The sequence below is a fragment of the Candidatus Binatia bacterium genome, from assembly GCA_023150935.1.
In the GTDB taxonomy this organism is placed as follows: Bacteria; Desulfobacterota; Binatia; order HRBIN30; family HRBIN30; genus JAKLJW01.
Genome location: JAKLJW010000019.1, coordinates 26,039 through 51,307, shown reverse-complemented (window position 1 = coordinate 51,307; position 25,269 = coordinate 26,039). Strand labels below are relative to the sequence as shown.

At 65.6% G+C, this 25,269-nt stretch carries 21 protein-coding genes; 1 reads left to right on the top strand and 20 read right to left on the bottom strand.

Annotated elements, in window-relative coordinates:
- Nucleotides 1-6: 6 nt before the first annotated feature.
- The 20 genes from L6Q96_12690 to L6Q96_12595 form a co-directional block, all read right to left on the bottom strand.
- On the bottom strand, nt 7-159 hold the full coding sequence (locus L6Q96_12690; protein MCK6555417.1) for a DUF5989 family protein: 153 nt from the start codon (nt 157-159) through the stop codon (nt 7-9).
- Between the two features lie 154 nt (nt 160-313).
- The gene (locus tag L6Q96_12685; GenBank protein ID MCK6555416.1) at nt 314-544 is read right to left on the bottom strand and encodes a hypothetical protein; all 231 of its coding nucleotides are present in this window, start codon (nt 542-544) and stop codon (nt 314-316) included.
- Between the two features lie 12 nt (nt 545-556).
- On the bottom strand, nt 557-2,293 hold the full coding sequence (locus L6Q96_12680; GenBank protein ID MCK6555415.1) for a carbamoyltransferase: 1,737 nt from the start codon (nt 2,291-2,293) through the stop codon (nt 557-559).
- Nucleotides 2,290-3,207, bottom strand: coding sequence for a methyltransferase domain-containing protein (locus L6Q96_12675; GenBank protein MCK6555414.1), 918 nt, complete (start codon nt 3,205-3,207; stop codon nt 2,290-2,292). Before L6Q96_12675 ends, L6Q96_12680 begins: the two co-directional genes overlap by 4 nt.
- Before the next feature lie 72 nt (nt 3,208-3,279).
- Nucleotides 3,280-4,476 carry a DegT/DnrJ/EryC1/StrS aminotransferase family protein gene (locus tag L6Q96_12670; protein MCK6555413.1) on the bottom strand — a complete coding sequence of 399 codons (1,197 nt, stop codon included), beginning with the start codon at nt 4,474-4,476 and terminating at the stop codon, nt 3,280-3,282.
- A 20-nt stretch (nt 4,477-4,496) separates the two neighbouring features.
- A complete protein-coding gene (locus L6Q96_12665; GenBank protein ID MCK6555412.1) occupies nt 4,497-5,663 on the bottom strand; it encodes a hypothetical protein in 1,167 nt (388 codons plus the stop codon).
- Nucleotides 5,664-5,708: 45 nt separating this feature from the next.
- Nucleotides 5,709-6,863: a hypothetical protein gene (locus tag L6Q96_12660; protein ID MCK6555411.1), complete on the bottom strand. Its 1,155-nt coding sequence runs from the start codon at nt 6,861-6,863 to the stop codon at nt 5,709-5,711.
- Nucleotides 6,864-6,893: 30 nt separating this feature from the next.
- On the bottom strand, nt 6,894-8,246 hold the full coding sequence (locus tag L6Q96_12655; GenBank protein ID MCK6555410.1) for a glycosyltransferase: 1,353 nt from the start codon (nt 8,244-8,246) through the stop codon (nt 6,894-6,896).
- The gene (locus tag L6Q96_12650; protein ID MCK6555409.1) at nt 8,243-9,121 is read right to left on the bottom strand and encodes a hypothetical protein; all 879 of its coding nucleotides are present in this window, start codon (nt 9,119-9,121) and stop codon (nt 8,243-8,245) included. The genes L6Q96_12655 and L6Q96_12650 overlap by 4 nt, the downstream gene beginning before the upstream one ends.
- 31 nt (nt 9,122-9,152) lie before the next feature.
- Entirely contained in the window at nt 9,153-10,613 is a 1,461-nt protein-coding gene (locus L6Q96_12645; GenBank protein MCK6555408.1) for an O-antigen ligase family protein, read from the bottom strand.
- Nucleotides 10,614-10,640: 27 nt separating this feature from the next.
- The gene (locus tag L6Q96_12640) at nt 10,641-11,378 is read right to left on the bottom strand and encodes a CpsD/CapB family tyrosine-protein kinase (GenBank protein MCK6555407.1); all 738 of its coding nucleotides are present in this window, start codon (nt 11,376-11,378) and stop codon (nt 10,641-10,643) included.
- A 16-nt stretch (nt 11,379-11,394) separates the two neighbouring features.
- Nucleotides 11,395-12,972 carry a GumC family protein gene (locus tag L6Q96_12635; GenBank protein ID MCK6555406.1) on the bottom strand — a complete coding sequence of 526 codons (1,578 nt, stop codon included), beginning with the start codon at nt 12,970-12,972 and terminating at the stop codon, nt 11,395-11,397.
- 31 nt (nt 12,973-13,003) lie between these two features.
- Nucleotides 13,004-13,711: a polysaccharide export protein gene (locus L6Q96_12630; protein MCK6555405.1), complete on the bottom strand. Its 708-nt coding sequence runs from the start codon at nt 13,709-13,711 to the stop codon at nt 13,004-13,006.
- Nucleotides 13,708-14,928, bottom strand: coding sequence for a glycosyltransferase family 4 protein (locus L6Q96_12625; protein ID MCK6555404.1), 1,221 nt, complete (start codon nt 14,926-14,928; stop codon nt 13,708-13,710). Before L6Q96_12625 ends, L6Q96_12630 begins: the two co-directional genes overlap by 4 nt.
- Nucleotides 14,929-15,011: 83 nt before the next feature.
- Complete coding sequence (locus L6Q96_12620; protein MCK6555403.1) at nt 15,012-16,667, bottom strand: alkaline phosphatase family protein; 1,656 nt, start codon at nt 16,665-16,667, stop codon at nt 15,012-15,014.
- A gap of 9 nt (nt 16,668-16,676) precedes the next feature.
- Nucleotides 16,677-18,467 carry a sulfatase-like hydrolase/transferase gene (locus L6Q96_12615; protein MCK6555402.1) on the bottom strand — a complete coding sequence of 597 codons (1,791 nt, stop codon included), beginning with the start codon at nt 18,465-18,467 and terminating at the stop codon, nt 16,677-16,679.
- A 182-nt stretch (nt 18,468-18,649) separates the two neighbouring features.
- A complete protein-coding gene (locus L6Q96_12610) occupies nt 18,650-19,150 on the bottom strand; it encodes a hypothetical protein (GenBank protein MCK6555401.1) in 501 nt (166 codons plus the stop codon).
- Between the two features lie 15 nt (nt 19,151-19,165).
- Nucleotides 19,166-21,232: an AAA family ATPase gene (locus L6Q96_12605; protein ID MCK6555400.1), complete on the bottom strand. Its 2,067-nt coding sequence runs from the start codon at nt 21,230-21,232 to the stop codon at nt 19,166-19,168.
- A 71-nt stretch (nt 21,233-21,303) separates the two neighbouring features.
- A complete protein-coding gene (locus L6Q96_12600) occupies nt 21,304-22,758 on the bottom strand; it encodes a sigma-54 dependent transcriptional regulator (protein ID MCK6555399.1) in 1,455 nt (484 codons plus the stop codon).
- The gene (locus L6Q96_12595; protein ID MCK6555398.1) at nt 22,728-23,381 is read right to left on the bottom strand and encodes a hypothetical protein; all 654 of its coding nucleotides are present in this window, start codon (nt 23,379-23,381) and stop codon (nt 22,728-22,730) included. The genes L6Q96_12600 and L6Q96_12595 overlap by 31 nt, the downstream gene beginning before the upstream one ends.
- A 755-nt stretch (nt 23,382-24,136) precedes the next feature.
- Here L6Q96_12595 and L6Q96_12590 point away from each other — a divergent pair.
- Nucleotides 24,137-25,267, top strand: a complete 1,131-nt coding sequence (locus tag L6Q96_12590; GenBank protein MCK6555397.1) for a hybrid sensor histidine kinase/response regulator — start codon at nt 24,137-24,139, stop codon at nt 25,265-25,267.
- The last annotated feature ends 2 nt before the right edge of the window (nt 25,268-25,269 follow it).

Sequence of the window (25,269 nt, the reverse complement as noted above, 5' to 3'; positions counted from 1 at the left end):
GCAACGCTAGAACATCGCGTAGATCAACGGCGCCAGCGCCGATCCCTGCACGACGATCAACAGCGATCCCACGATCAAGAGCAGCACCAGAATCGGCGACATCCACCAGAGCTTGTCTTCCTTCATGAACTGGAACAGCTCTTTCGACAGACGTCCCACAGTACGGACTTTGCCCATTTTTGCCCTCCGAAAATCTCCCCCGCGCCTGGGGCATACATACGTTTCCACTACAACGGCGTCGGAAACACAAGAAAAATCTTCACCAAGGACTTGCCCCAGCCCTGTTCCCGTGCGTCCGACGGGGCCGTACAGGTCAAAACTGCCGGTGGGCCCGCTCCGGAGTCGTCGACAACGGCCCCAGCTCGGCCGCGTAAGATTCCCCCGGCCTGGCCCGCAACCCTAGGAAGTCCCGGCGTAATAGGCGTGCTACCAAGGCGATCGGCCCCACGGCTATGTGATAGATGATGCTCAGGAGCAGGGTCGTCTGAACCCGCCCCAGGACATCGACGAACGCCATCCATCCCTTTTTGATCTTGCTCCACATGGCAGTGCCCTCTTAATCCGGCGCAAACGTGTGTTCCCAGTCGACTCCCGCGATTTTCGGCAGCGGTTTCTGCTTATCCAGCAAGCAGTTACCCATCACGAGGTAGTCCATGCCTGTGGTCACGAAGCAGCGATACGCGTCCGCCGGCGAACACACGATCGGCTCGCCGCGCACGTTGAACGACGTGTTGATGATCACCGGGGTCCCAGTAAGACGGTCGAATTCGGCGATCAGGTCGTAAAACAACGGATTGGTATCGCGCTCCACCGTCTGCACGCGCGCCGACCCGTCGACGTGGGTTACCGACGGGATGGTACGGCGGTCCGGCCGTACCTGCGCCACCAGCAGCATGAACGGGCTCGGTTCCGACAGCTCGAAGTACTCGCCCACCCGGTCTGCCAGCACCGCCGGCGCGAAGGGCCGGAAGCTCTCGCGAAACTTGATCTTCAGGTTCACCCGATCGCGGTTCTCCGGATTGCGCGCGTCGGCCAGAATACTGCGGTTCCCGAGCGCGCGCGGACCGAACTCCATGCGCCCCTGGAACCAACCGACGACCTGCTGGTCGGCGATCAGCTGGGCCGTACGGCGCAGCAACTCGTCGCGTTCGAGAACCGTATGCGGAATATCGTTGCCGACGAGGAACTCCCGGACCTCCTGTTCGGAGTATCCCGGTCCGAGATAGTCGTGGCGCAGCACGAAGTTGCGGTCGTGCCGCTGGAGGGTGTGGTAAATATAGCTGGCGACTCCGATGGCGCCGCCCGCGTCGCTGGCGGCAGGCTGGACGTACATGTGCTTAAACGGCCCCTCGCGAAGGATGCGTCCGTTGGCGACGCAGTTCAGAGCCACGCCACCGGCAAGGCACAGGTTGCGCGACCCGGTCTCCTTCCCGATGTGATTCGCCATCAGCAGCATGACGTCGTCGGTCACCTTCTGCACGCTGGCAGCCAGGTCCTTGTGGCGCTGCTCGAGTGGATCGTCGGGTTTGCGCACCGGACCGCCGAATAACTGATCGAATTTGCCGTTCGTCATCGTCAGGCCGGTCAGGTAGTTGAAGTAGCGCATGTCGAGATGGAAGCTGCCGTCCGGCCTGACGTCGATGAGCTGGCGGATCTGGTCGTAGAAGATAGGGCGCCCGTAAGGGGCCAATCCCATCACCTTGTACTCGGCGCTGTTCACCTTGAAGCCGAGATAATACGTGAACGCGGAGTACAGCAGGCCGAGCGAGTGCGGGAACCGGATCTCCCGGAACAGCCGGATGTCGGTGCCGGCGCCGTGCCCGTAGGTTGCCGTCGACCACTCACCAACGCCGTCGACCGTCAGGATGGCCGCTTCCTCGAAGGGCGACACCAGGAAGCTCGACGCCGCGTGCGAGAGATGGTGCTCGATCATCAGCACCTCGCCCTCGTAACCGGTCTTCTGCCGGATGATCGACGGAATGATGAGCTTCTCGTTCATCCACGACGGGATCGCCTTCAGGAACGGCGTGAACGAAAACGGGTAGCAGGCGAGGTGCGTGTAGAGGATGCGCTTGAACTTCACGAACGGCTTCTCGTAGAAGCCGATGTGATCGATGTCGTCGATGCGCAGGCGTCCGGCCTCCAGACAATACTTGATCGCGTTTACCGGCATGTCGGCATCATGCTTGCGCCGCGTGAAGCGCTCTTCCGCGGCCGCGGCGACAACCTCTCCGTCCCGGAGCAGGCAGGCCGCGGCGTCGTGGTACAAAGCGGAGATTCCGAGCACGTTCATCGAGTTTCTCCCGTCTTCTGTCCGATCATTACGAAGTAGCCTCCGCCGTCGTTCTGAGTGACGATCCAGCCTAGTTGCACGAGCACGTGGGCAACGGGGTTGTTGGACAGGAACCCGGCCCCCCGTGGCTTGAAGACGCGGTCGTTGTCCGAACCGCCGAACAGTTCGGCCTTGGGGAACGAACTCAGGTAACGAATGCCATGGCGCGTGAACCAGCCCAGCACCTCGTCCACGGTGTGTGTACTCTCGTGTGGATGCTCGTACTGGTCGGCCCACCACGTGCGCCTCTTCTCGGCGTCGTTCTCGAGTTTGACGAGCTGCTTTTCCAGGGCCCGGTCCTTTGCCTCGGGATCGAAGCGCATCCGCAACCTCACCACCCGGCGCCGGACGTGCAGCATCAGGCGGCCATAAGTGTTGTAGAGGCCGACCACGAGGTACCCGCCGGGCCGACAGATGCGAACCATGTGCTTGAAGCCCCCGTACGGATCGCTCGTGTGGTGCAGCACGCCGTTGCAGAACACATAGTCGAAGCTTTCGTCCGGCAAGCTGAGTTCGAGGATGTTCTCGCGCTGGAAGCGGACCGTCGAAAGATTGAACTTGTCCCGCAGGGACTCCGCCAGCGCGAGGGAGTGTTGCGAGTAGTCCACACCCATGACCCGGCGCCCTTTGAGCCCGAGGAAGTTCACGAGCTGACCGGTGCCGCAGCCGACGTCGATCACGTCGGCGTCGTACGGGATCTCGGCGTCGAGCTTGTGAGCCCACCAACTGGCGCGTTTCACGAGGTCATCGCGCGTGCGGTACTTGTTGATATCGAAACCCGGAAACGGGTTTTCCTCATAGAAGCGGTTGACGGCGCGCAGTATGCCCTGATCCTTCGCGCCGGTTTCCGTGGTCGTCGTTGCGGCTTCACTCATAAGCCTTCACCTGCCTGGGAAGATGATTTGTGGGGCCTTCGGTCACGCGGGAACAGCCGGCGGCGGTCACGGTCAACGCCGGTTCGCAGCCAGCACGCGGCGCAGCGTCGCCGCCACGTGGTGCGCATCGTCGTCAGTCATCGCGGTATAGAACGGCAGCGAGATCAGACACGGCGCAGCCCCGGCGGTCACCGGGTAATCCGCCGGTCTGAACCCGTAAGCGTCGCGGTAGTACTCGAACTCGTACAGCGGAATGAAGTGCACGCCGGTACCCACACCGGCGGCCTTCAGCAACTCGATAACTTCGTCGCGATCCACCCGGAGCCGATCCGGGTGCACCCGCACCACGTAGAGATGCCATGCGGACTCGACCTCGGCTCGGGTCGCCGGCAACGTCAGCTCCGGCACGTCGGCCAACGCCGTGCCGTACAATGCCGCGAGCTGCCGGCGGCGTTCGTGCAGCGCCGGCAGACGACGTAGCTGCACCAAACCGAGCGCCGCCGCAATGTCGGTCATGTTGTACTTGAAGCCCGGGTAGGTGACGTCATACCGCCACGATCCGGCGGCGCTGTAACGGCGCCAGGCGTCCTTACTCATCCCGTGCAGGCGCCGCATCCGCACCCGCTCGGCCAGCGCCCCGTCCGCGGTCGTCAGCATCCCGCCCTCGCCGGTCGTCAGGTTCTTGGTGGCGTAGAAACTGAAGGCCGTGGTGTCACCGATGGCGCCGATCGACTTGCCCTTGTAGCTCGCCGGTAGAGCGTGGGCGGCGTCATCGAGAACGTGCAACCCGTGTTCTCGGGCAATCGCGACGATCTCGTCCATCGGTGCGGGGTGGCCGGCGAAGTGCACGGGGACGATGGCGCGAGTCCGCGGCGTTATCCGCCGCACGACGTCGGCCGGGTCGATATTCAGCGTGTCGGGGGAAACATCGGCAAGCACGGGCCGCCCCCCCGCGTGGACAATTGTCGCCCCGGTCGCCGTGAACGTGATCGTACTGGTGATCACCTCGTCCCCGGGCTGCAGGTCCAGCGCGTCCAGCGCCAGGTGCAGCGCCGCGGTACACGAGTTGACCGCAATGGCGTGCGGTGCACCCACGGCAACCGCAAAAGCCTGCTCGAATTCCTGCGTCTGCGGACCGACGGTCAGCCAACCTGACCGCAAAGTCCGCACCACCGCTTCGATCTCTTCTTCGCCGATATCCGGGCGATAGAAAGCGACCTGACGTTCCGCCACCGCTGCATCCCCTGCTGTTGCGTTCTCTGTCCGCATGGCTCCTCTCGCTCTCGGGTTCAGTGCACAGCGGCGGCCCGGGCGCCCCCTGCCGGCTCCTTGACGAGACCCTTGTCCTGCAGGCACTGCAGAACCGCCCGCGCCCCGACGGCGTTACCGGCGTCGTTCCAGTGCGTGCTGATGCGATGATACAACTGCCGCCCCTGAGCGGCCTCTGCGCGCAACGCGTCTTCGAACCGGCACACGGGAATGTGCTGGGCATCGAGGAACCGCTGCACTACATCGAGCGGGCGACTCACCGGCAGGTCGCGCGCCTCGGGCGGTGCGAATTGGCGCGCCTGGTCCCAGTAAATCTGCTCCTTGGGGGGGAACAGGAGCACGACGAGTTCGGCGCCCATCTCCTTCGACATCCGCTGAATGTCGAGGATGGCCTTCTGCATGAGGTGCCAGCCGGGGTTGTTCTCCGTGTCCTGCACCAGATCGAGCCACCAGCGGTCGAGGCGGAAGACGAAGTCGAGATCGCCCTGCTTGAAGTTGTCGATGTCGCGGCCGCGGGCTCGCATGGCGCCATCGAACATCCGATAGATGATCGAGTGGTCCGCCAGCCAGCGCCCGAACTCGCCCCTTCCCCGCCGGGCACCGAGCCAGACCCAGAAGTCTTCCGTGCCGCTTCGCGTCCACTCGTCGAAATTAACGTTGTCCTTGAAATCGTTCGGAAAGATGCCGAGCAGCACGAGGCGGGGCTGCAGTTTTCGTCCGTAGCGGTCGAGGACGCGAGCTTCGGCGAGGGTGGAGTAACCGTTGACGCCCAGGGTCGCGAACGACATTCCCGTGCGATCGGCAACGTGCTTCACCCAGCACGCCTCCACGGGCACGTCGTCGCACAGAGTGAACGAGTCCCCGATGGCCACGGCCGCGAACGGCGGCTGGGTACCGATGTCACGGAAGCCGACATTCCCGAGGCCGTGTGTCGTCGTGCGGATCGGAATGGCGCGCCCCTCGGAGGGAAACTGTATATCGAGATCCGGCTTGAGGGCGTAACCGAGCACCGGATCGGGCTGCATCATGCCCTGCCATGCACCGCGAGCGTCGTACACGCGATCGAGGATCTTGAACTCGGCGGGCAGCAAGCTGCGCGGCATGACACGGATGACCACCTCGCTCAGGACAAGTCCGACGATCACACCGAGACCGAGCTTGATGACGCGCTGCAGGCCCTTGTTCATAACCGAGCTTCCTTCTCCAATGCCCTCGGACTTCCCCGATCGGGTTCACGAGCCCGCATGCGCCACGTCCCCGGGAAGCCAGCCGCGCTCCGCCAGGCAAGCCGCAATGGCTCTCGCCGCCACCGTGTTGCCCGCGTCGTTCCAGTGGCCGCTGACGCGGAAGTACACCTGACTGCCTGTGTCGGCCTCGGTCCGCAGCGCCTCTGTAAGATCGCAGCAGGCCAGGCCCGTATCCGCACAGAACTGGCGCACGACGGTAAGCGGGCTATCGGCTTTCGACGCCTCCTTGCCAGGCATCCGCGTACGCAAAATGTCCCAGTAGACCTCTTCCTTCATGGGAATCAAGACCACGAGCAGGTGCGCTCCGAGCCGTTCGCTCGTGGCACGGATATCCCCGAGTGCCTGCTTCATCAGCGCCCAACCACGGTCGAATTCCTCTTGACGGTCGCCCTCGGTTACGCCCAACCACCAGCGGTCGACGCGGAAGACGAGATCGAGACCGTCGGCCTGGTACTTCACCGTCTTGTCGTCGAGGCCCCGCAAACCGACTTCCGCGAGGCGGTACACGATCGAGCGATCGGCCAGCCAGCGCCGCACCGGGCTGCGACCTTCTTGTTGAGCACGCCATGTCCAGAAATCCGGAGCGCCGCTGCTGCGCCACCGTTCGAACAGGACGTTGTCCATGAAGTCGTTCGGAAACAGCGTCTGAATAACCAGCCGGGGAGCCAGTGCCGGCGCGTAACGGGCCAGCAGCCGTGCCTCGGCCATGGTCGAGTAGCCGCTGACGCCGAGCGTGCCGATCCGTAGCCCGGTGAGAGCGCCGAGCTGGTGTACCCAGCACGCATCGGCGGGCACATCGTCGCAAAAGGTAAACGAGTCGCCGATGGCGACCGCCGCGAACGGCGGCCGCGTTCCGAGGTCGCGAAAACCCACGTCGCCGAGCCCGTGATCCGTCGTGCGGATGGGAATCTTGCGACCCTCGGAGGGAAACTGGAAATCCAGACGCGGCCGCGGCCGGTAGCCGAGGTTCGGATCGGCAATCATCATCTGTTCCCAGCGCGCGCGGCCGGTGTACACCCTTTCGACGCCGCGAAAGCCGCGCGGCATCAGCCACGAAAACAGCCGCGGAACGGTTTCGATCGTGCCGATACCGGCCGCCAGGCCGAACAGCAGCAACAACAAGCGCGCGCGCCAGGACATGGAAAGCGTGACTCGAAGGCGGCCGCGGGGTCAGCCCGCGCGGGCCACTCGCTCGGGCGGCGTCGCGGCACCGACGGCCGCCGCGAGCTGTTGCGCCAGGGCGCGTACGTTCTTGTGGTTATCGAAGTCCTGCAACACGCGGCGCCGTCCGGCCAGGCCGACTCGCCGGCGCCCCTCCGGATTCTCGAGCAGCCCGCGCAGGACCTCTGCCAGCGCATCGGTCCGATTGGGCGGCACCAGGTAGCCGGTTATCCCGTCCTCGATCAACTCCTCGACCCCGGGAATGCGCGAAACCACGACGGGCAAGCCGGCCGCCATGGCCTCGACAATTACGTTGGCGATAACGTCACGGCGCCGGCCGGCCAGTTCGCTCGCCAGCGAGAACACGTCGGCACGGCGCAGGAGCGCGGCCACCTCGGCATGCGGTTGTGGCCCGGTTAGATGCACGCAATCTCCGACGGCAAGCGTCTGGACGAGCCGCTCGAGTACGGGACGATAGGGTCCGTCGCCGACTATCCAGCACTCGAGGTCGACACCTTCGCGCCGCAGTTGCGCGCAGGCCTCCACCAGCAAGTGCATCCCCTTGTAGCGCTCGAGTTGTCCGCACGAGACGACCGTAAAGGGCCGGCGCGCGGGTGCGGAATCGGGCGGCGTGAAACGCGTCACGTCGACGCCGTGATAGCTGACCAGCACCTTACCATCCGCCTCCGGACCGGTGATCCGGCGCATGTAGTCGGCATTCGTGCGGGCGCAGGTGACCACGAAGCGGGCCGCGCGAACCTTGGCGGGAAGCATGCGCGGCACCATGTAGATGTCGTAGGCGTGCGCGCTGACACTGAACGGCAGACCGCTCCAGCGGTGAATCACATACGCCACGGTCGCCGGGTAACTGGCCCAATGGACGTGCAGGTGCGCCACGCCGTCGTCGTGCAGCCGTTCCGCCAGGTACACGGCCACCGGCACCAACGCCAGTGACTTGACCAAATAGGGCAAGGGGTGCCCGTTCCACCAGCCCCGCAAACGGTCGTAGAAACGTACGCGACCGGGTTCCCATCCGTCGTCCCGCACCGAGCCCGCGGGGCCCGTTCGCCACGCCCGCACCACGTCGGCGTACAGCCCCAGATAACGACCCGGCGCCCGGCGCAGCGCGCGCCAGTTCGCACGGCGAACGGCGGCCGACAAAGCCGCGGGCAGGTAGCGCACGCTACGCGCCACGGCTTCGGCCTCGGGTTGCTGTCGACCGGCCGGCGGACGCCGCAGCGAATAGATCACCGGCGCGAGACCGTTGCGCTGCAACCCCAGGACTTCCCACAGGACGAATGTCTGATGGAACACCGGAAAGGCCGGGAAAAGATACGCAAGCTTGCCCATTGCCGGGCTCACCACCCACCGTCCTCGGCGAAGCGCAGGATGCCGGCGGCCTTGCGCCAGAACACCGCATCCTCGCGCCGTTCCGCCCAGCGCCGCACGGCGCTGCGCATCGGCGCCGGACGCAGGACGGCGCGCACGACCGGGTGCAGCACCACCCGCTGACAGAGCGGCTCGGCGCGGAACCCCATCCCAAACTTGAATTGATCCAGTGGGCCGACCTCCTCCAGCGATTCCAGGCCGAAGGTGATCCGACCGACGCCGCGCCGGCTCAACATCTCTTCGGTTACCGAGAAGAGGAGCGCGTTATTCGGGTATGCCCCGAGGTGATCGCTGCGCGAGCGCGCCAGCAGGAACTCCACACAGTCGGCAAACGTCACGCTAACGAGAAACGCCGCCAGATCGTCGCCGCACCACGCCCCCCAGACCTCGAAGCCGGGTGTCGAACCGACCGCCTTCCAGAATCGGTCCCAGCGAGGTCCGTCGAGCACACCTTCCCGGCCCTGACGGCCGACCGTATCGGCATGCGCCTGCTTACCGGCGGTGGCGACGACACTGCTCGCCACGGGTTCGACACGGCAGCGTTTGAGGCCGCGACGAACCTTGCTGCGCGCATTCGCACTCAGGGTTTCGAGGCCGTACCCGGCCGTGTCGCAAACGATCTGGTAACTCGGCTTGCCCGGACCCGGCAACGCCGTGGCATAGCGGACGCCGACACACGAGAGCCCGCGCATGACCGCGCGGATCTCGTCCGGTGCCGGCGCGTAAGCCCGGTTGGGCGGCGCGCTGAGAGCGACCCAGCGACTGGCATCGTACCAGTGCGCACTCCGCGTCTGCACCACTCGGTGCCCGAGCGCCTGCAGGAAACCCGCATATGCCTGCAACGTCACCACAGTCTCAGTCCGCAATGCCGGGCGGCCGTCAGGCTGCCGCAGCTTCTTCGCGCATCGACTGCTCGACCAGTCGCCGAGCCACGACACCGAAGCCCACCAGCATAAAGAGAACGACCAGATTCCAGAGATCGGCAACCATCGAGAAGAAGACCAGCACCAGGAGGCTGACTTTCGAACTCTTGACGATCCATTCCAGCTCGCCCAGGGGCGAGAAAGGTTCGCTCACGTAGCTCTCCGCAAAGCGCAAGTTCTGCCAAGTCCACCACAGCAACACGAGAAACGCGAGTAAAGCGAACGGCCCCCCCTCCACGAGCGTAAGGAGATAGGAGTTGTGGGGCGACCCGGCCGCATAGCCCGGGTCCTTGAGGAAGCGCACCACGTGCCAGTTGCCCATACCGACGCCCAGGACCGGGTTGTCGCGAAAGATGTCGACGGCCAGGCCTACCGCGCCCTGGCGGCGCTCGATCGACGCCGAGCCCTCGCCGGTGTCCGCCGTCGAAGTCCCTGGCAGGTTGGTGATTCGTTCGAGGCTTTTCTCCGGCACGAACTGCACCACCATCACGACCAGGAGCGCCGCGGCAAGGCCGATGCTCAACAGCTTGCGCAGATTGAACCCGCCGTCGACCGTGATCGCCGCGGTGCACACCAGCAACCCCAACAGGCCGCTACGCGACGCCGTCATGAACACGGCAAGGGCGAGCAGCGCCATGGTCGGCACAATCAGCAGGCGCATGGCCGGCACACGCACCACTTGCATGAGGTACCAGAGCGACGCGATGGCGAGGATCGAGAACATCGCCAGTCGATTCGGGTTGCCGGCGGAACGAATCAGCCCAGCCTGCCCGGCGACGAGATCGCTCACCTCGGTGAAAGCACGATAACCCTTCAGACCGCCGCCGCGCAGCACGCCCTGCACGCCGGTAAGCGCCGTGAACACCATGAAGAACAGCGCCAGCAGAACCAGCATGCGCAGGTGGGCCGGGGTGCGAATGAAGACGATGAGGAAGAGCACGAACGCCACCCGATTGATGAACGTCCGCAGGCCCTCGGCGAAGTAAAAGCCCGCCCCCAGCAGTTCCACCTTGTGCGGATCGGGCGAGTTGAAACGCGCCGAGAGGTAGAAGATCAGAATGATGAACCCGAGGATCTGCATCTCGCGGGACTTGAGGAACCACCAATCCTGATCCCGGTACACCCGGTAGGTAAGCAGCAGGAGGAAGATGCCGCCGAGAGCATTGTTGATCGTCAGGTAGCCCGACCCCTGCATCCAGCGGGGGTACGACATGAGAAACGTCGACAGGAACAGGGCGATACCGTACTCGGGACGCGCCATCACGACCGATATCAGCAGCACCCCGAAAACCGGCAGAAGCGCAGCCGGGCCGAGCCGGGCAACGGCGGCCCCGATGAGCACACTGCCGGCAACGAACCCCACTACGGGCACAAGGCCCCGCACCCGCACGGGGTAACCGGTCCCAACCGCCTGCATCTCTTCTGTCCCGGGGAGGTCTGAGGTCTACAGTAAGCTTTCGAGAAACGCCGGAATGTACGATCGCCGCCGGTTGAGCACGACCCCGAGGATGCGCGCCCCTACTTTGCCCAACTCACGGGTCGCCGACTCCGCATCGGCCAGGGGCGTCCGGTCCGCCTCTACGACCATGATGACGCCGTCGACCACCGGGGCGATCACGCTCACATCCGCATACCGATTGACCGGTGGCCCGTCGATGACGATGAAATCGAACTGCGGACGCAATCGGGTCAGCAAGCCGCTGAGCATTTCCAGCTCCGCACCGGCGTGCGCGGCCTCACCGGCATGGATGACCGAGAAATTGTGGCGATCAATCCTCGTCAGCAGCGCCTCGGGCGCCACCCGTCCGGCGATGAAATCTGTCAATCCGGCGTCCCCCGAGATCCCCAGCCGGTGGCGAAGCACCGGCGCGCGCGGATTGGCCTCGATCAGGAGCACACGGGCCTCGCGCTCGCGGCCGAGCGCGGTCGCCAGACCGATGGCCACGGTGGTTGCCCCTTCGCCGTGATTCGGCGCTGTCACCAGCACCGTATGCAGGCCGGCGGGAACCGTTACCGACAGCAAGCTCGCCCGCAGCCGCTGGTACTCCTCCTGCGTGCCGGGCACGGGCCGGCCGTCGGCAGCACCGTCGTCCCCGAGGGGCACCGGCGGCTGCTCCGCAGGACCACGTGTCCGCTCGCGTTCCTGCTCGGCGCGCTTGAGCGCTTCGTATATCTTGCTCACTTAACGGTCCGCCTCGTCATCCCCGCGGCGTCTCGCTGATGCTGGCCAACATCGGCAACCCGAGGTGACGGCCCACGTCATACTCGGAGCGCAGCGTGCGCACCAGATACTCCCGACCGAACGCCCCCGCAATACCGACAACCAGGCCGGCAAGCAGCGACAGACCCACCGTGGCACGCTGCGAGTCGGCCTTCGGCAGGGGCAACGCCGGCCGCTGCACCACGTCGACGTTGACGAGACGCTGTGCGTCCATCGCGTCGCTGATCCGCGCCTCCTGCTCTCGCTTTACGTACAACTCGTACGCGTCGCGCTGGGCTTTGACGTCCTGACGCAGACGGTCGTAGTCGACACTCTTGATCCGCAGCGTAACCAGCCGCCGCTTGGCGCGGCTCAACTCCTCGTCCAACGCCGCGTGGCGAGCCCGCCACTCGCGAATCGAGCTTTCCTTGTCCAACACTTCCCGCAGGCGCGATTCCCGCAGCGGGTTGGTGCGAAACAACTGATGCGCCACCACGGTCGGACGATCGCGCATTTCCGTGTCGATCTGGGACTGCAGCTCGGCGATTTCCTCGGCATTGTCGCGCACCCGCCGGTCCTTCTCGGTGTACTTCCGCAGCAGCGTCACCCGGTCGACCTGGCGGTCGACGAGTTGCGTCCCGAGCTGAGTGATGACCGGATTGATCTCGAGGTACTGGGACCGCTTCACTACTTCCGGCTGGGCCGCGATCTGATCGCGGAGCACCCGCACGGCTTCTTCGCCCGCCGCGATGTTGGCTGTCATCTCCCGCATCGCACCAGATAATTCACTGACAACGCGGATGCTCGAACTGATTTCCTCGTCCGGCGCCACAATGCCCTCGGCATCGGCAAAGGCCACGAGACTGGCTTCGGCTTGCCGCAGGCGCCGCTCCAGATCCCGCCGTTGCTCGTCGTAAAACCTCGGCAAGCCCTTATGACCATGCACCTGGGCGTGGTAGGCAAGGTACTCGTCGACGACCCGGTTCACGATACGCGTCGCCGCCATCGGATCGCCCGAGCGGTAATCGATCTGGATCACGTTCGAGTTCTTGATCGGCGTGATCCCGAGATTACGACCCATTGCCAGGACCTGGTCGCCGAAGTTCGGGCGCGACGAGCCCGCCTTGGCGATGCCGCCCCCTTCGTTCGGAGCGTTGAGCGTGCGCACGACACGTTCGACAAGGTCGCGGCTGCCAAGCACATGCACCTCGGAGTTCACCAGCGATTCGTTGATCGTCACCGGGTCCAGACGCGTCATGTCGGTCGGCTGCACGAGCGGGTCGCTGCGCTGCGTCGAGATCATCACCTTGGCGCTGGCCACGAATGACGGCTTCTTGAAGAAGGTGACCAGAACGCCCGGAAACGCCACGAGGAGGAAGAGCACGACGATCAGCCGCTGGTGCTTGAAGATCACGTGCAGGATGTCGCGGACCTGATCCGCGCCGCTCGGTCCCCAGTTGCCCGGGCCCCAACCCGACTGGTTGGCATTGGCGTTCGAGTTGCCGTTGCCGTTCGTATTCACGTTGCCGTGACGGCCAACGGCGGGGCGGTCCGGGCGCAGATTGTCGTGTGCCATGAGTCTAGTCGGTCAGCTACAGCAGTGCGCGTCAGAAGCTCGTACCGGCGCCAAAGCGCGGCGATATGGGCAGCACGTTGCGAATGTACAGTTGGACGAAGGCGTTGACGTCGCCAATGAACGAGCGCGGCACGTAAAGCACGTCGCCCGCGTCCACCTCTGTCCATTCCGGACTACCCTCGATGAGCGGCCGGGTGAAATCCAGCCGCGTAGCGTGGTTATCCGGATGGGAAGGCGACAACCGCAATACGCTGTCGAGTCGCGCGGTATCGGTGAAGCCGCCACGACTCATAATCGCCTGCAACGGTGTCATACCGGCCTGGAAAACGACGAAACCAGGGGCGTTCACCTCGCCCCCCACGTAGACTTTGAGCTCCGCGACATCCGCCACGATCACCGAGACCTCGGGTTCACGCAGGCGATCGCTGGTGCGCTCGACGATGGCGCGTTCGAGCTCGTCGACGGTAAGCCCCGCCGCATGCACGTCACCGGCGACCTGCAGGTTGATGCCGCCGTCGGGACGCACCGGCAGTTTCACATCGAGCTCCGGATGGTAAACGAACTTGACCCGCAACAGGTCGCCCGGCTGCAGCCGGTAGTCGGGTCCTACAGCCGTCGCCCCGGCGGTCAGGGGTTGCGCATCGAGAGGCGGGAGCGGGATGGGCGGGACCGGCTGGCGAGTGGCACCGCACCCGACGACAGCCAACAGCAAAGCCAGTCCGACCAGACTCGTCTTCATATCGCGTCGCATTCCGTGCCCGCCGCTTGACGTTGCGGTCCTACCCCTGCTGCCGCCGACGAAAACCCCATCTGCCGCCGCACAGGCGGACGCGGCTTTACCCGCGCCGCCGGATCAGTCCCGCCGCCGCAGACCTCGGCGTAAATCGCCTCGATCTGCGAAGCAGCGTGGGACCAGCTATAGCGCGCGCGCGCCGCCACGCGGGCGTTGTCGCCGAGGCGCCGCCGCAGCGCTGGATCATCGTGGAGCCGCCGCAACGCCGCGGCCAACCCTTCCGCGCTGCCGTTCCGAAAAGTCAGCCCAGTTTCGCCGTCCACCAATCCCTTTGCCGAACCGTCCGCGGCCACGATCGGCCGACCGGCCAACATGTAGTTGATCAGTTTAATCGGAAATCCCGACCACGAACTGCGGGGGCACACCAGCACATGGGCCTCCGCCATCTGCCGGCGCACCGCCGCATAGGTCGGCGCGACCACGACGCGCGCCACTCCGGCCGCCATCAACGCCGTCAGGCCGGGGCGCGTGCCCCTGGCCCACTCAGCGTCGTGCGTAACCAAGCGCACGGCCACCGCCGGGCACTCACGCCGCAGCGATTCAACCGCGTCCCAAAGCACGTCCAGATCTTGATACCCGTCACAGTTACCGGCGTACACGATAGTGAACGGAGCGCCGGACGGAGCGGTCTCGGCCTCCGTTCGCGGCGTGGCTCCGGGCGGCACCACCGTGACCCGCTGCGCCGACACTCCGTGTCGCCGCAGACAGGACTCGATCTCCGGAGTCAGTGCAATGCAGAAATCCGCCCGACGCGGTATCCCGGCATCGAGCGCGTTGCCGACCCACGAAGCGAGCCTGCGCAGCCACCGGCTGGAAGCGTAGTACGCAAGCTCGTCACCCAGCACGTTGTGAGAATGGTACACAACCGGCACACCCGCCAGCGCTCTCACCGGATACGCCAGCAGCGGGGCCTCGTAGTTGTGCGCGTGAATGACTTCGATCCGCTCGCGCTTGACGACCCTGTAAAGTTCCAGGAATAGGCCAACATCCAGCGCAACCTTCCGCCAACTCAGCGGACGTCCGCCGGCACCGACCCGCGGCCACGCCACCCGATGCACGTGAATACCGTGCAGCGGCGACAAGCTCTGCCCGTACGGGTAAGTCACGACATGGACCTGGTGACCGCGGTCGGCAAGCGCGTGCGCCAGGTCGCGAATGAGCACCTGCGACCCCCGCGGGGCCGGAAAAGGACAGGCCGCCACCATAGCGATCCGTCGTCCAAAAATGCGCGTGGCGTCGTATCCTCTCATCCCAGATAACCGAGAGCCCGCAGGCGGTCCTCCAACTCCCGTTCCTCCGCCGGAGAATACGGTTCTACCGAGGCCGTTCCTTGCGAATCTGCCTCGAACACTTCGGTTCCTACACCGTCGGAAATAGTTACTCCATCAAATTCTGCGCCGGGTTGCACTCCGCATGCGAAGAGCATCGTGGGGGTCATGTCGACCATCCGCACCCCCTCGCGGCGGCCCGGTTTCACCGCGTCGCCGGCAAGGACGAAGATACCGTTCGGACGGTGGCTCCCGCTCATGCCGCGCAACTTCCCGCCCCCCAGTTCCCGGGCAGCCAGCCGGCGAACCGGCGGCGCACCCGGTGCCCCGGCCGAAGGCAGGCAGTTGTACGAGTAGCCACGGTCCAACTCCAGATCGAGAACGATATCCGGAGCCAGCGACACCCACGGCCCGTCGTAAAGCTCCTCACGGCGCCAGGCCCGTCGTACCAGCGGGGCACCGTGTTCCGGGTCGCGCAGCGTCGTCGCTGCCGCGCAAACCTCGTCCCGCACCCGCTCGTAATCGGCGGGGTCGACCGTCCCCGCCGCCTCCCGCCCGCGCACGTTCAGGCGCACGCTCGGAAAATAGTTGAGTTCCTCGGAAAACGCCCGGGTTCCCGCCCAGTCAATCCCTGCAAACCGCGCCCGCGATTCGAAACGGCTCGCCCACCGCCCGCCTCCCATACGGAACAGCGGTGCCTGCCACGCTGCCGGCACGGCGCGGCCGACCATGCGCTTTACCGCACCGGCCCCCACTCGCACCCCGGTCTCGCGCCGGCGCTGAAAACCTGCCGCCTCGAGCCAACGATTCAGGTGGACCGCCTTCGCCCCCGCCCCACCAAAACCGTGGTCGGACACCACCAGCACCGTCGCCCCCGGAACGGCGGCAATCAGGCTGCCGACCGCAGCATCGAGAGCCTCGAACACCTCGAGAGGGACCTCGCCGAACCGCGCCGCCAGCGCCGCCGAGAAGCGCGGCGAAGCGGCGTCGGCGCAGTGCCAGAAGTGGTGCGAGACAGTGTCCGATTCGCCGAACAGGACCATGAAGCAGTCCCACGCCTCGCGCGAGAGCATGGCCCGCGCGAGGCGTGTCTTGGTGGCGATACCGCGCAGCAACCGCTCGCGCGCCATGGCGAACCAGCGCGGCGACACATGCATTTCCTGAAAGTCGGCGAACGGAAACCCGCCGAGCCCCATAACCACCGGCGCCAGGCTCGGCGGATACACAAACGACGCATCGGCCCGCGTGGTCACCGGCGTATCGAAGCCACTCACCATGCAACCGTTCACTGACTCGGGCGGATACGTACCCGGCAGACCCAGAACGCACACCCGGCGTCCGGCCCCGCTCAACCGGGCCCAGACGCTCGGCGCCTTGCGGAACGTCGCATTGACGAAACGCACATCGTAGGTTCCCGGCACCAGTTGCGTGAAATCGAATATCCCGTGCTTACCGGGATTGACCCCGGTCATGAACGTCGTCCAGCTCGGCATCGTCGCCGGCGGCGTCGTCGCAGCCAGCGGGCCCCACGCGCCGTGAGCCCGTAGCCGTCCCAGCACGGGCAGGCGGCCGGCGGCCAACCACGGGTCCAACAGGGCCCAGGTGGCACCGTCAAGTCCGACGATCAGCAGCATCGTACCTGCTCAGGCCGGGGGTTTTCCGAGCGTCACCCGCAACTTCTCCATCTCCGCGCGCATCGCCTGCACACGCTCCGGCGCATCGGCGGCGCGGTTGCGGGACTCGGTCGGATCGCTGACGAGGTCGTACAACGCCACCTCGGGAAGGCCACGCGGATTTCCCGTGTTGGCCGTGATCAGTTTCCACTCCCCGAGGCGCAACGAGGTGAGCACGTTGCCCTCGAGGGTCTCCTCCGCGAACAAGGTTCCGGGCGATTCATCGGGCCCGAACAGATCGCGGCCGTGGGAGTCCCGCAGCGGCGGCGCGGCAGCGGCAGCCAGCAGGGTCGGGGCCACGTCGATCGTCATTGCCGGCCGCGGATCGCGCTGCCCCGCTCGCGATTCGCGCGGCCGCTTGACTATCAACGGGACGTGGATCTGTTCTTCGAACAGCGTGGTTCCGTGCCACCAGCCGCCGTGCTCGTAGAACTCCTCGCCGTGATCGGCGACCAGCGCGACCAGGGTGTTGTCGTAGTCGCCGCGCGCCGCCAACTGACCGAGCAGTTGCGCCAGAAAACCGTCGAAGTACCGGACGTTTTGCTCGTATAGCCGACGCATCTCGTCGGCCCGGGAGGCCGGCGGATTGGGATCGATCACCCGGGCTACCCCGGAACCGTCGTATGGAATCGCAAAGAACGGATCGTGCGGATCCATGTAATGCACAACGAGAAAAAACGGCGACGGCGGACGTTGCGCCAGCCACTGCCCCACCGCTTCGTCGACGACTCGGGCGTCCTGGTAGTAATTGGCCACGTAAATCCGGTCGCGCAGCAGTCGCTCCCTGACGAGCCGGAGCCCCTTGTAGATCGCCAGCCGCGTCGCCGAATCGGTCGCCCAGAAGTAAAAGGACGGCGCCAGGTAAGTGTACTCGTCGAAACCCTGCTGGAAGTTGAAGATCGGCGCGACGTTGATGTTGGTTACGAAACCCGCCGTCCAATAACCGCGGGCACGTAGCGCCTCGGCAAGGGTGGCTACGTCGTCCGGCAACGGCGTCATCTTGTGGATGGCGCCGTGTTGCGACGGGTACAGACCCGTGAAGATCGTGGCCACCGACGGCCGCGTCCAGCTCGACTGCGCGTACGCCTGCGGGAAGGTAACGCCATCGGTGGCCAGCCGGCGCAATCCACCGTCTGGATTGGCGGTCACGGACTCCGCTACCGTATCGGCGCGCAAGGTATCGGCAATCACCAGCACGATGTTCGGCAATCCGGCCGCGCCGGCACTCGTGCGGCGCACCACCTCGCTCTCGCCGGCAGCCGCCGCAGTCGCCCAGGCACCGGCAACGGTCACCGCCCCGACAACCAGCAACAGCCCGCTCGCGGCGACTAACCCGTGGCGCCGCGCAACTACCGCACGGAGCGTCAGACCGAGCAGCACGCCGATAACGAGGCAGCCCCCAAGCACACCGGCGTTGACCCCGACCCCGACCGCGGACGCGTTGACCAGTTCCTCGTGAAACACACGCTGAACGACGTGATAGCGCACCACGAATGCACCCAACCCCGCCACGGCGAATCCGCCCCCAAGCGCAGTCGCCTCGGCCATTCGCCGCGCGCCCGGGCGCCAACCGGCGGCGTACAATGCTCCTACCGCAGCACCGATCGACGCGCCAAGCAAACCGTAAGTCGCGACCGCATAGGGAAACAGCCAGTATTCGTCGGCGGGGCCCGAGGTCGCAGCGATCAGCGTGGCCTCGATGAGACCCACAATCGTCCCGCCCCATGCGCCGCCAACGATGCCCGCCAGGCCTCGCTGCACTCGTTCTGTTCCTGTCATTTGCTTCAGTTTCGATCGACGCGGCCGGCGCCCCTCCCCGTCGGGCGGCGCTCATGGCTCCGCCCATGCGAGGACGACGCGTTCCTCGCCGGGCGTTTCGCGCTGCGTGGGTGTCACGGAAGGGGCCGGCGCGGCGTGAAGCCGGCCGCCCGTCGGCGCCCGGCTCAGGCCGAGACGCGCTCGAGGATGTGCAGCGGCACCTCGACACGGGTCTGGCGCCGCAACAGCTCCATCAGCACCCGGACGCGGCCACGCCCGCACCCGGGGTGTTCAATGATCCCCACCAACCCCTCGAACGGGCCCCGTCGGACCCGTACCACATCGCCTTCACGCAACAGCGAGGCCGGCCGCAAAACGCCTTCGGCACCGACCCGCGCGCGCAGAAAATCCACCGCCGCGTCATCGACCGGACACGGTACGTCTCCGAACCCGATGAGCTTCCGCACCCCGGGCGTCCACACCACGTGAAAGTACTGTGTCGTCAAATCGAGGCGGGCAAACAAGTAACCCGGAAAGAGCGGCACGATGTTCGATCGGTCCGCGAGGCGAGCGGGTTCGACGATGCGCGGCAAAAACGTCTCGACGCCGCGCCGGCGGAGCTGGTCCTGCGCATATTCTTCGCGCCGAGTCTTGGTGCTGATCACGAACCACTGGGGCAGCGTCATCTTTTTCATCCCCGCTCACTCGCCCAGACGGGCGATCTGTCGATCCTCGCGCAGAACCTTCTGGAGTTGCCGGCCGGTTGCCGCCACTTCGCTGCGGTCCGAAAACCCCGGGAGCACCACGCGGTAGATCGGTTTCTGCGCTCCAAACCTGCCGGTGGTCACGCGTACGTCGAATCCGCGGTTACGCAGCGCTTTCTGCAGAGCCTGGGCGCGGTCGTTGCGCGGGCTCGAGTAGACCAGCAAGGCCAGTTTCCCGGAACTATCGACGAGGGTTGGAAAGCCGTCACTCAGTTCGGGCAAGCGGATCGTTTGCCCCACCGGAATCACGTCGACGTCACTCAGCCTCGGGTTGGCAAGCTTCAACATGTCGAGAATCGTCGGCGTCGCCTGCCCGTACTTCTGCATGGCGAGTTGGGACAAAGAGTCGCCCTGACGTACCGCCTTCTCGGTAAATGGGACGCCGGCAAGCTGAGGTGCGCCCTCGGGACTCGCGGGCCGGATCCTGTCATCTTCGGCAACGACGTCATCTGCGTCGAACCGGACGATCGCCTCCGGCGCACTCGCCACCACCGGGGCGGGCGCCGCCGCGGGCGGCACGCGGCTCCTGGGGTCGGCCGCCAGGGGACGCCGGCCGGCGCGCTCACCGTCCGGCGGAGCCCCGGCAAGTTCGCGATCGGACGGTACCAATTCGCGGGCGCCGGAACCGGGGCGTGGCGCCTCGGCACCCCGTGCCTCGGCGCGCCCCAAAGCGGGTGGCGCAACGGCAGCGGCCATCTGGCCGGCGCCATCGCCCCGGCCGCCGATTTCGACTTCCTCGCCAGTCGGCCGTTGGACGGCGACCCGCGCCGCCGAACCTCGATCCCCCGCTTCTATGACGACATCGACATCGTCGGCGGCCACTTCCGCAGGCCGGTTCACCGGCACGGGTTGCTCGATAGCCGCCCGGTCGGTTCCGGCCGGGGCGGCCGCCACGGCGGCGGGCTCCGGCACGCTCACACCCGAGCCGTACGGCTGCGACCCGGGCCGAATGACCTCGATCTGAGGCAATGGCGCGACGACCGGCACGTCGCCCCCTCCGTCGCGCATCGACAGCATGGTTCGCCCCATCGAGAACAATCCCACACCCACGGCCACGACCATCAGGGCCGCCACCGCAAGTCGCGACCGCCAGCGGTTGCCGGTACCCGCCGCCGGCGGCGGCGACACGGTCACCGGCGCGGTCGGCAAATCCAGGTCCGGCGGCGGCTCGGCCGTCGCGATCGCCGAAATCGACGGGTCGACCGCCAGTAGATCCGCGGCTGCCTCGGTAATGATCTCGGCGGAGATGCGCTGGCGGCCCAGAGCGTAACCGATGACCAGCGCATTGTCGCAAACGACATTCACCAACCGCGGAATGCCGTGAGAGAACCGATAAACCTGATCCTCGGCCTCGCGGGAGAACAGCTTCAGGTCCGGGCTGCCGGCAGCCTGCAGGCGGAAGCGGACGTACTCGCTGATTTCCTCGCGCGACAAAGGCAGCAGCCGACAGTTGATGCCGATGCGCTGGCGCAACTGGCGCAGCACGGGATTGCTGAGCTTCTGACCTAACTCGGGTTGCCCGGAGAGCACGATCTGCAGGATCTTTTCCTTCGCGGTTTCGAGATTCGACAGCAGTCGGAGGTCCTCCAGGACCGCAAACTCGAGATCCTGAGCCTCGTCGATCAGCAGGGCCACGTTGCCGCCGTTTTGCAGCTCGTTCAGCAGGAAGGTGTTGAGCCGCTGCAACATGTACAGCTTCTTGCCATTGTGGATAGGCAGGTCGAACTCGGCGAAGATGTATTCGAGGATCTCTTCGAAGGTAACGTTGGTATTGAAGATGAAAACGGTGCGCGTCTTGGGATCGAGCTCGTCGAGAAGCTTCTTCAGCAGCGTCGTCTTTCCGGTGCCGGCCTCGCCGATCAGCGTGATGAATCCCTTGCGCTGGGTGATGCCGTAATGCAGCGAGGCGATCGCCTCGCGATAGCGGGCATTCAGGTAGAGGAACTTGGGGTCCGGCGTGACGTTGAACGGCCGTTCGGTAAGCTTGTAGAAGTCGCAGTACATCGTGAAACGCCGGCGTTAAGCGGTCTGTGAACGAACGCACCGGGGCCGCGGCGCCGAATGGACTTGCCGCTTCATGCGTCGCTGTCCTCGCCGACCTGTCGCGCGCGCCGCATGTCGCTGGGGCGCAGACCATGCAACCGGATCTTGCGGTGCAGCGTTGCCTGATCGATGAGCGCATGCCGCGCCGCCGGCGCAATGCTGCCGTGGTAACGTTCGAGGAGCCGGCGCAGGTAGTCGCGCTCGCTGGCCTTGAGAAACTGTCGCAGCGGTAACGCGAGGTCGACCGCCGCCTCCCGCGGGACGTGGCGGGCGTCAGGCCGCGCCCCCGGAACGTCCACTTCGGCAACGGTGTCGCCTTTAGCGCGCAGCACGGCGCGCTCCATGACGTTGAGAAGCTCGCGAATGTTCCCCGGCCAGGAGTATCCCATCAACTCGGCGAGCGCCCGGTCGGCCACCCGGTTGATCTTCTTCTCGCGCGCCAGCGGGTTGTTACGCAGAAACTCCGCCACGATCAGCGGTATGTCGGCAAGCCGCTGGCGCAACGGCGGCAACTGCACGGGCACAACATTGATTCGGTAGTAGAAGTCCTCGCGCATCGTGCCCTCGGCCACACACGCGGACAGGTTCTTGTTCGTCGCCGCCACCACCCGCATGTCGACGCCGACGCGCTTGTTACCGCCGAGCCGCTCGATGGCGCGCTCCTCGAGTACGCGCAAGAGCTTGGCCTGCATCGCCAGCGGGATGCTCTCGACCTCGTCGAGGAACAACGTGCCGCCGTTGGCGAGTTCGATCTTGCCGACCCGATCCTGGTGCGCACCCGTGAACGCCCCGCGCTCGTACCCGAACAGCTCGCTTTCCAGCAGCGACTCGGGCACCGCCGCGCAGTTTATCGCCACGAAACGCCCGGCCTTGCGCTTGCCCTGAAAGTGGATGGCACGCGCCACCAGCTCCTTGCCCGTGCCCGACTCGCCGGTAATCAGCACCGTCACGTCGCTCTGCGCCAGCATCTCGATCGTCGAGAACACCTCGAGCATCGTCGGGTCCCGGCTGACCATGTTGGCGAAGGTGTACCGGTCGGAAAGCTGCTTGCGCAGGTACTCGATCTCGTCCAACAAACGACGGCGTTCGAGCACCTTCTGCGTTGCCAGGAGCAGGTCGTCCGGCGCAAACGGCTTCGTGATGTAATCGCACGCGCCCAGCCGCATCGCCTCGACGGCACCCTTGATGCTCCCGTAGCCGGTGATCATGATGACATCCACGCCAGGCCAGCGCTCGCGGATCTCGTGGATCAGGCTGAGGCCGTCGCTACCCGGCATCTTCAGGTCCACCACGGCAAGGCTGAAGTCGGACGAAGTCAGGCGCTCGACGGCGGCATCGACGTCGGACGCCGACTCCACGGCGTAACCCGAGGCCGCGTATAACCCCTCGAGCTGCCGGCGGATCAACGGGTCGTCATCGACGACCAGAATCCGCGCCGGGAAGCCTGTCTGCACGGCTAGGGCTGAAGCGGCAGTGAAATCTCCCACGTCGCATCCCCGTTAGGCAGGTCCTGACATCGCACCCCGCCACCGTGCAGTTCGATGAGCCGCTCGGCCACGGCCCATTCCATCTCCGCGTCGCTCGACCGCTGCGCCTTCAACTGCCCCGGCACACGCGCCTTGAGCGACAACGTCCGCCCGGCGGCACGCCCTGCCACCTTGAGCTCGATAGCAACTCCGCTCTCGGCGCTCGCCTCGAGCTGTCGGGCAAGTAACCGGAAGGCTCGCGCCAGGCGCCCCGGATCGACCAGCGAACGGCCGTCCACCGCCACCCTGGCATCCACCCGCACGGCGCAGCCCACCGTGTCGCTGACCTGCCGCGCCAGACTCTGTGCCACCTCCGTTGCCGGCACGTACTCCAGCACCAACGGCACCGGCGAGATGTAATCCATGACCAACTGCAAGAAATCCTCGAGCCGGCGCACGTTCTTGTTCAGGTCGCCGACTTCCGCGGGCGCTGCCAACTCGGCCCGATCGACAAGATGATATATCCGCTGAAAGAGGTTGCCGAGAACGTGGCCGACCGTGTCCACCACGTCGGGGCGGATCACCACGATCTGCCCGGTCGGCTCCGTCGCTGCGACGCCCCCATCCGCGGACTCGACATTCATCGGTTGGAGCTCGGCAAGCTCACTGGTCCTGGTTCCCACTGTCGCCCCTGCTGCAGTCCGCTGCCCACACCGCCAAGGCCGAAGACTCTAAAGAGCGCCACGGATAGCGCCCGCGCCACCATTCCCGTCTTCTCGCCAGTTCCGCCACAGTAACCCGCGCCGGATTCGGACTACCCTTCTCGGGTACCACGCGGAATGAAACTTTTTCAAGCGAATTCTCCCGAAAGCCCGATCCTGCTCCCCCCCCGCGACCGTTTTCCGGCCGGACCGCAACCATGCCCCGGTCCCTTTGTGTAGCCGTGGCCGATACTGTACTATCCCATCATCCGAATGCAGCGGGCAACGGAGCGGATGTGGATCGGAGGCCGCCGGATCGGAATGACCCGGTCGGCATCTCCGTGCCCGGCGCCCGCGATTCCAGTGATCCGCCGCCGCCCACCCAACCTCCACTGGCGTGATCGGCACTTCCATGACGCTGATCCAACCCGCGGGCCGGCAATCGCCGTAACCCTCCAGCGGTGCCTGGCTGACACAAAGCGACGACAATCCGACGCTCCGACCCGCGACACCGGTACATCGCCGGCATCGCCCCCTCGGCCAGAGACAAGAATTAACCAAGCATTATTAAGAATTTACACCCTGAGCCCTCGACGGATAGGGCACCTCAGACCATCGACGGCATTTTTCGTGCATGGCGGTATTGCGCCGCAAGATAACTCTCGCTGACGACACGCAAGAGAGGGAGATGGGGCACTATGGTGGCAACTGCTGAGAAGGTCTCAACTCACGACGATCGAGCCAGTTTATTGATCGTTGACGACGAAATCGGCCCGGCCGAATCGCTGCGGATGATCTTCAAGCCGAGCTACAACGTGTTCATGGCCAACAGCGGCCGTGACGCGCTCGATATCGTGCGGTCGACACCGATCGATGTCGTCACGCTCGACCTGCGCATGCCCGTTATGACCGGAGTGGAGGTCATGGAACGGATAAAGGAGCTGGACCCGGATATCGAGATCATCGTGATCACCGGGTACAGCTCGCTCGATTCCGCCTTGCGCGGCATTCGCTCCGGCGTGTTCGACTACATCACCAAGCCCTTCGACGTGCCGCAGATATCGGACCTCGTGCGACGCGCGGTGGCGCGCCGGCGCTCCGCCCTGCGCAGTCAGCGCCTCAAAGAGGATTTCCTGGCGAACCTGTCGCACGAGTTGCGCACCCCGCTGGGCGCGATCATCGGTTACAGCTCCATCCTTCTCGAAGAGCTCGGCACCCTGGTGACCCAGGACCAACGCAATCACATCGAGCGCATCCAGGTGAACTCCCTCGAACTCTCGTCGCTCATCGACGGCGTGCTCCTGCTGAACTCCATCGATGCCGGCGAAATCAGCCTCGATATCCGCCCCTTCGATATCGTCGAAACCGTGCGGCGGTCGATACACCGCGTGCAGCCGACGGTCCACGACAAGGGCCTGCTGCTCCGGACCGAACTCCCGACAACGCCGCTGATCGCGGTCAGCGATGAGGAGAAGGTGGAACGTGTGATCTGGGCGCTGCTCGATAACGCCGTGAAGTTCACGGCCAAGGGCGCCGTGTCCGTCGAAGCCCGCGAGGGGGCTCAGCCGGGCGCACTCGAGATCGAGGTTTGCGACACCGGTATCGGCATGGATCGCGACGAGCTGTTACACGCGCTTCAGGGTCTCTCACAGGGCGACTCCTCGCCGCGCCGCCGCTACCGCGGACTCGGCCTGGGGCTGCGTATCGCCACTCGCCTCGTCGACCTGCTCGGCGGCCAGTTGCGCGTGCGCAGCGCCGCCAACCAGGGCACCCGGTTCACCGTCACCCTACCCCCACGACCGAGCGCGGCCCCCCGGCTGCACTCCTGACA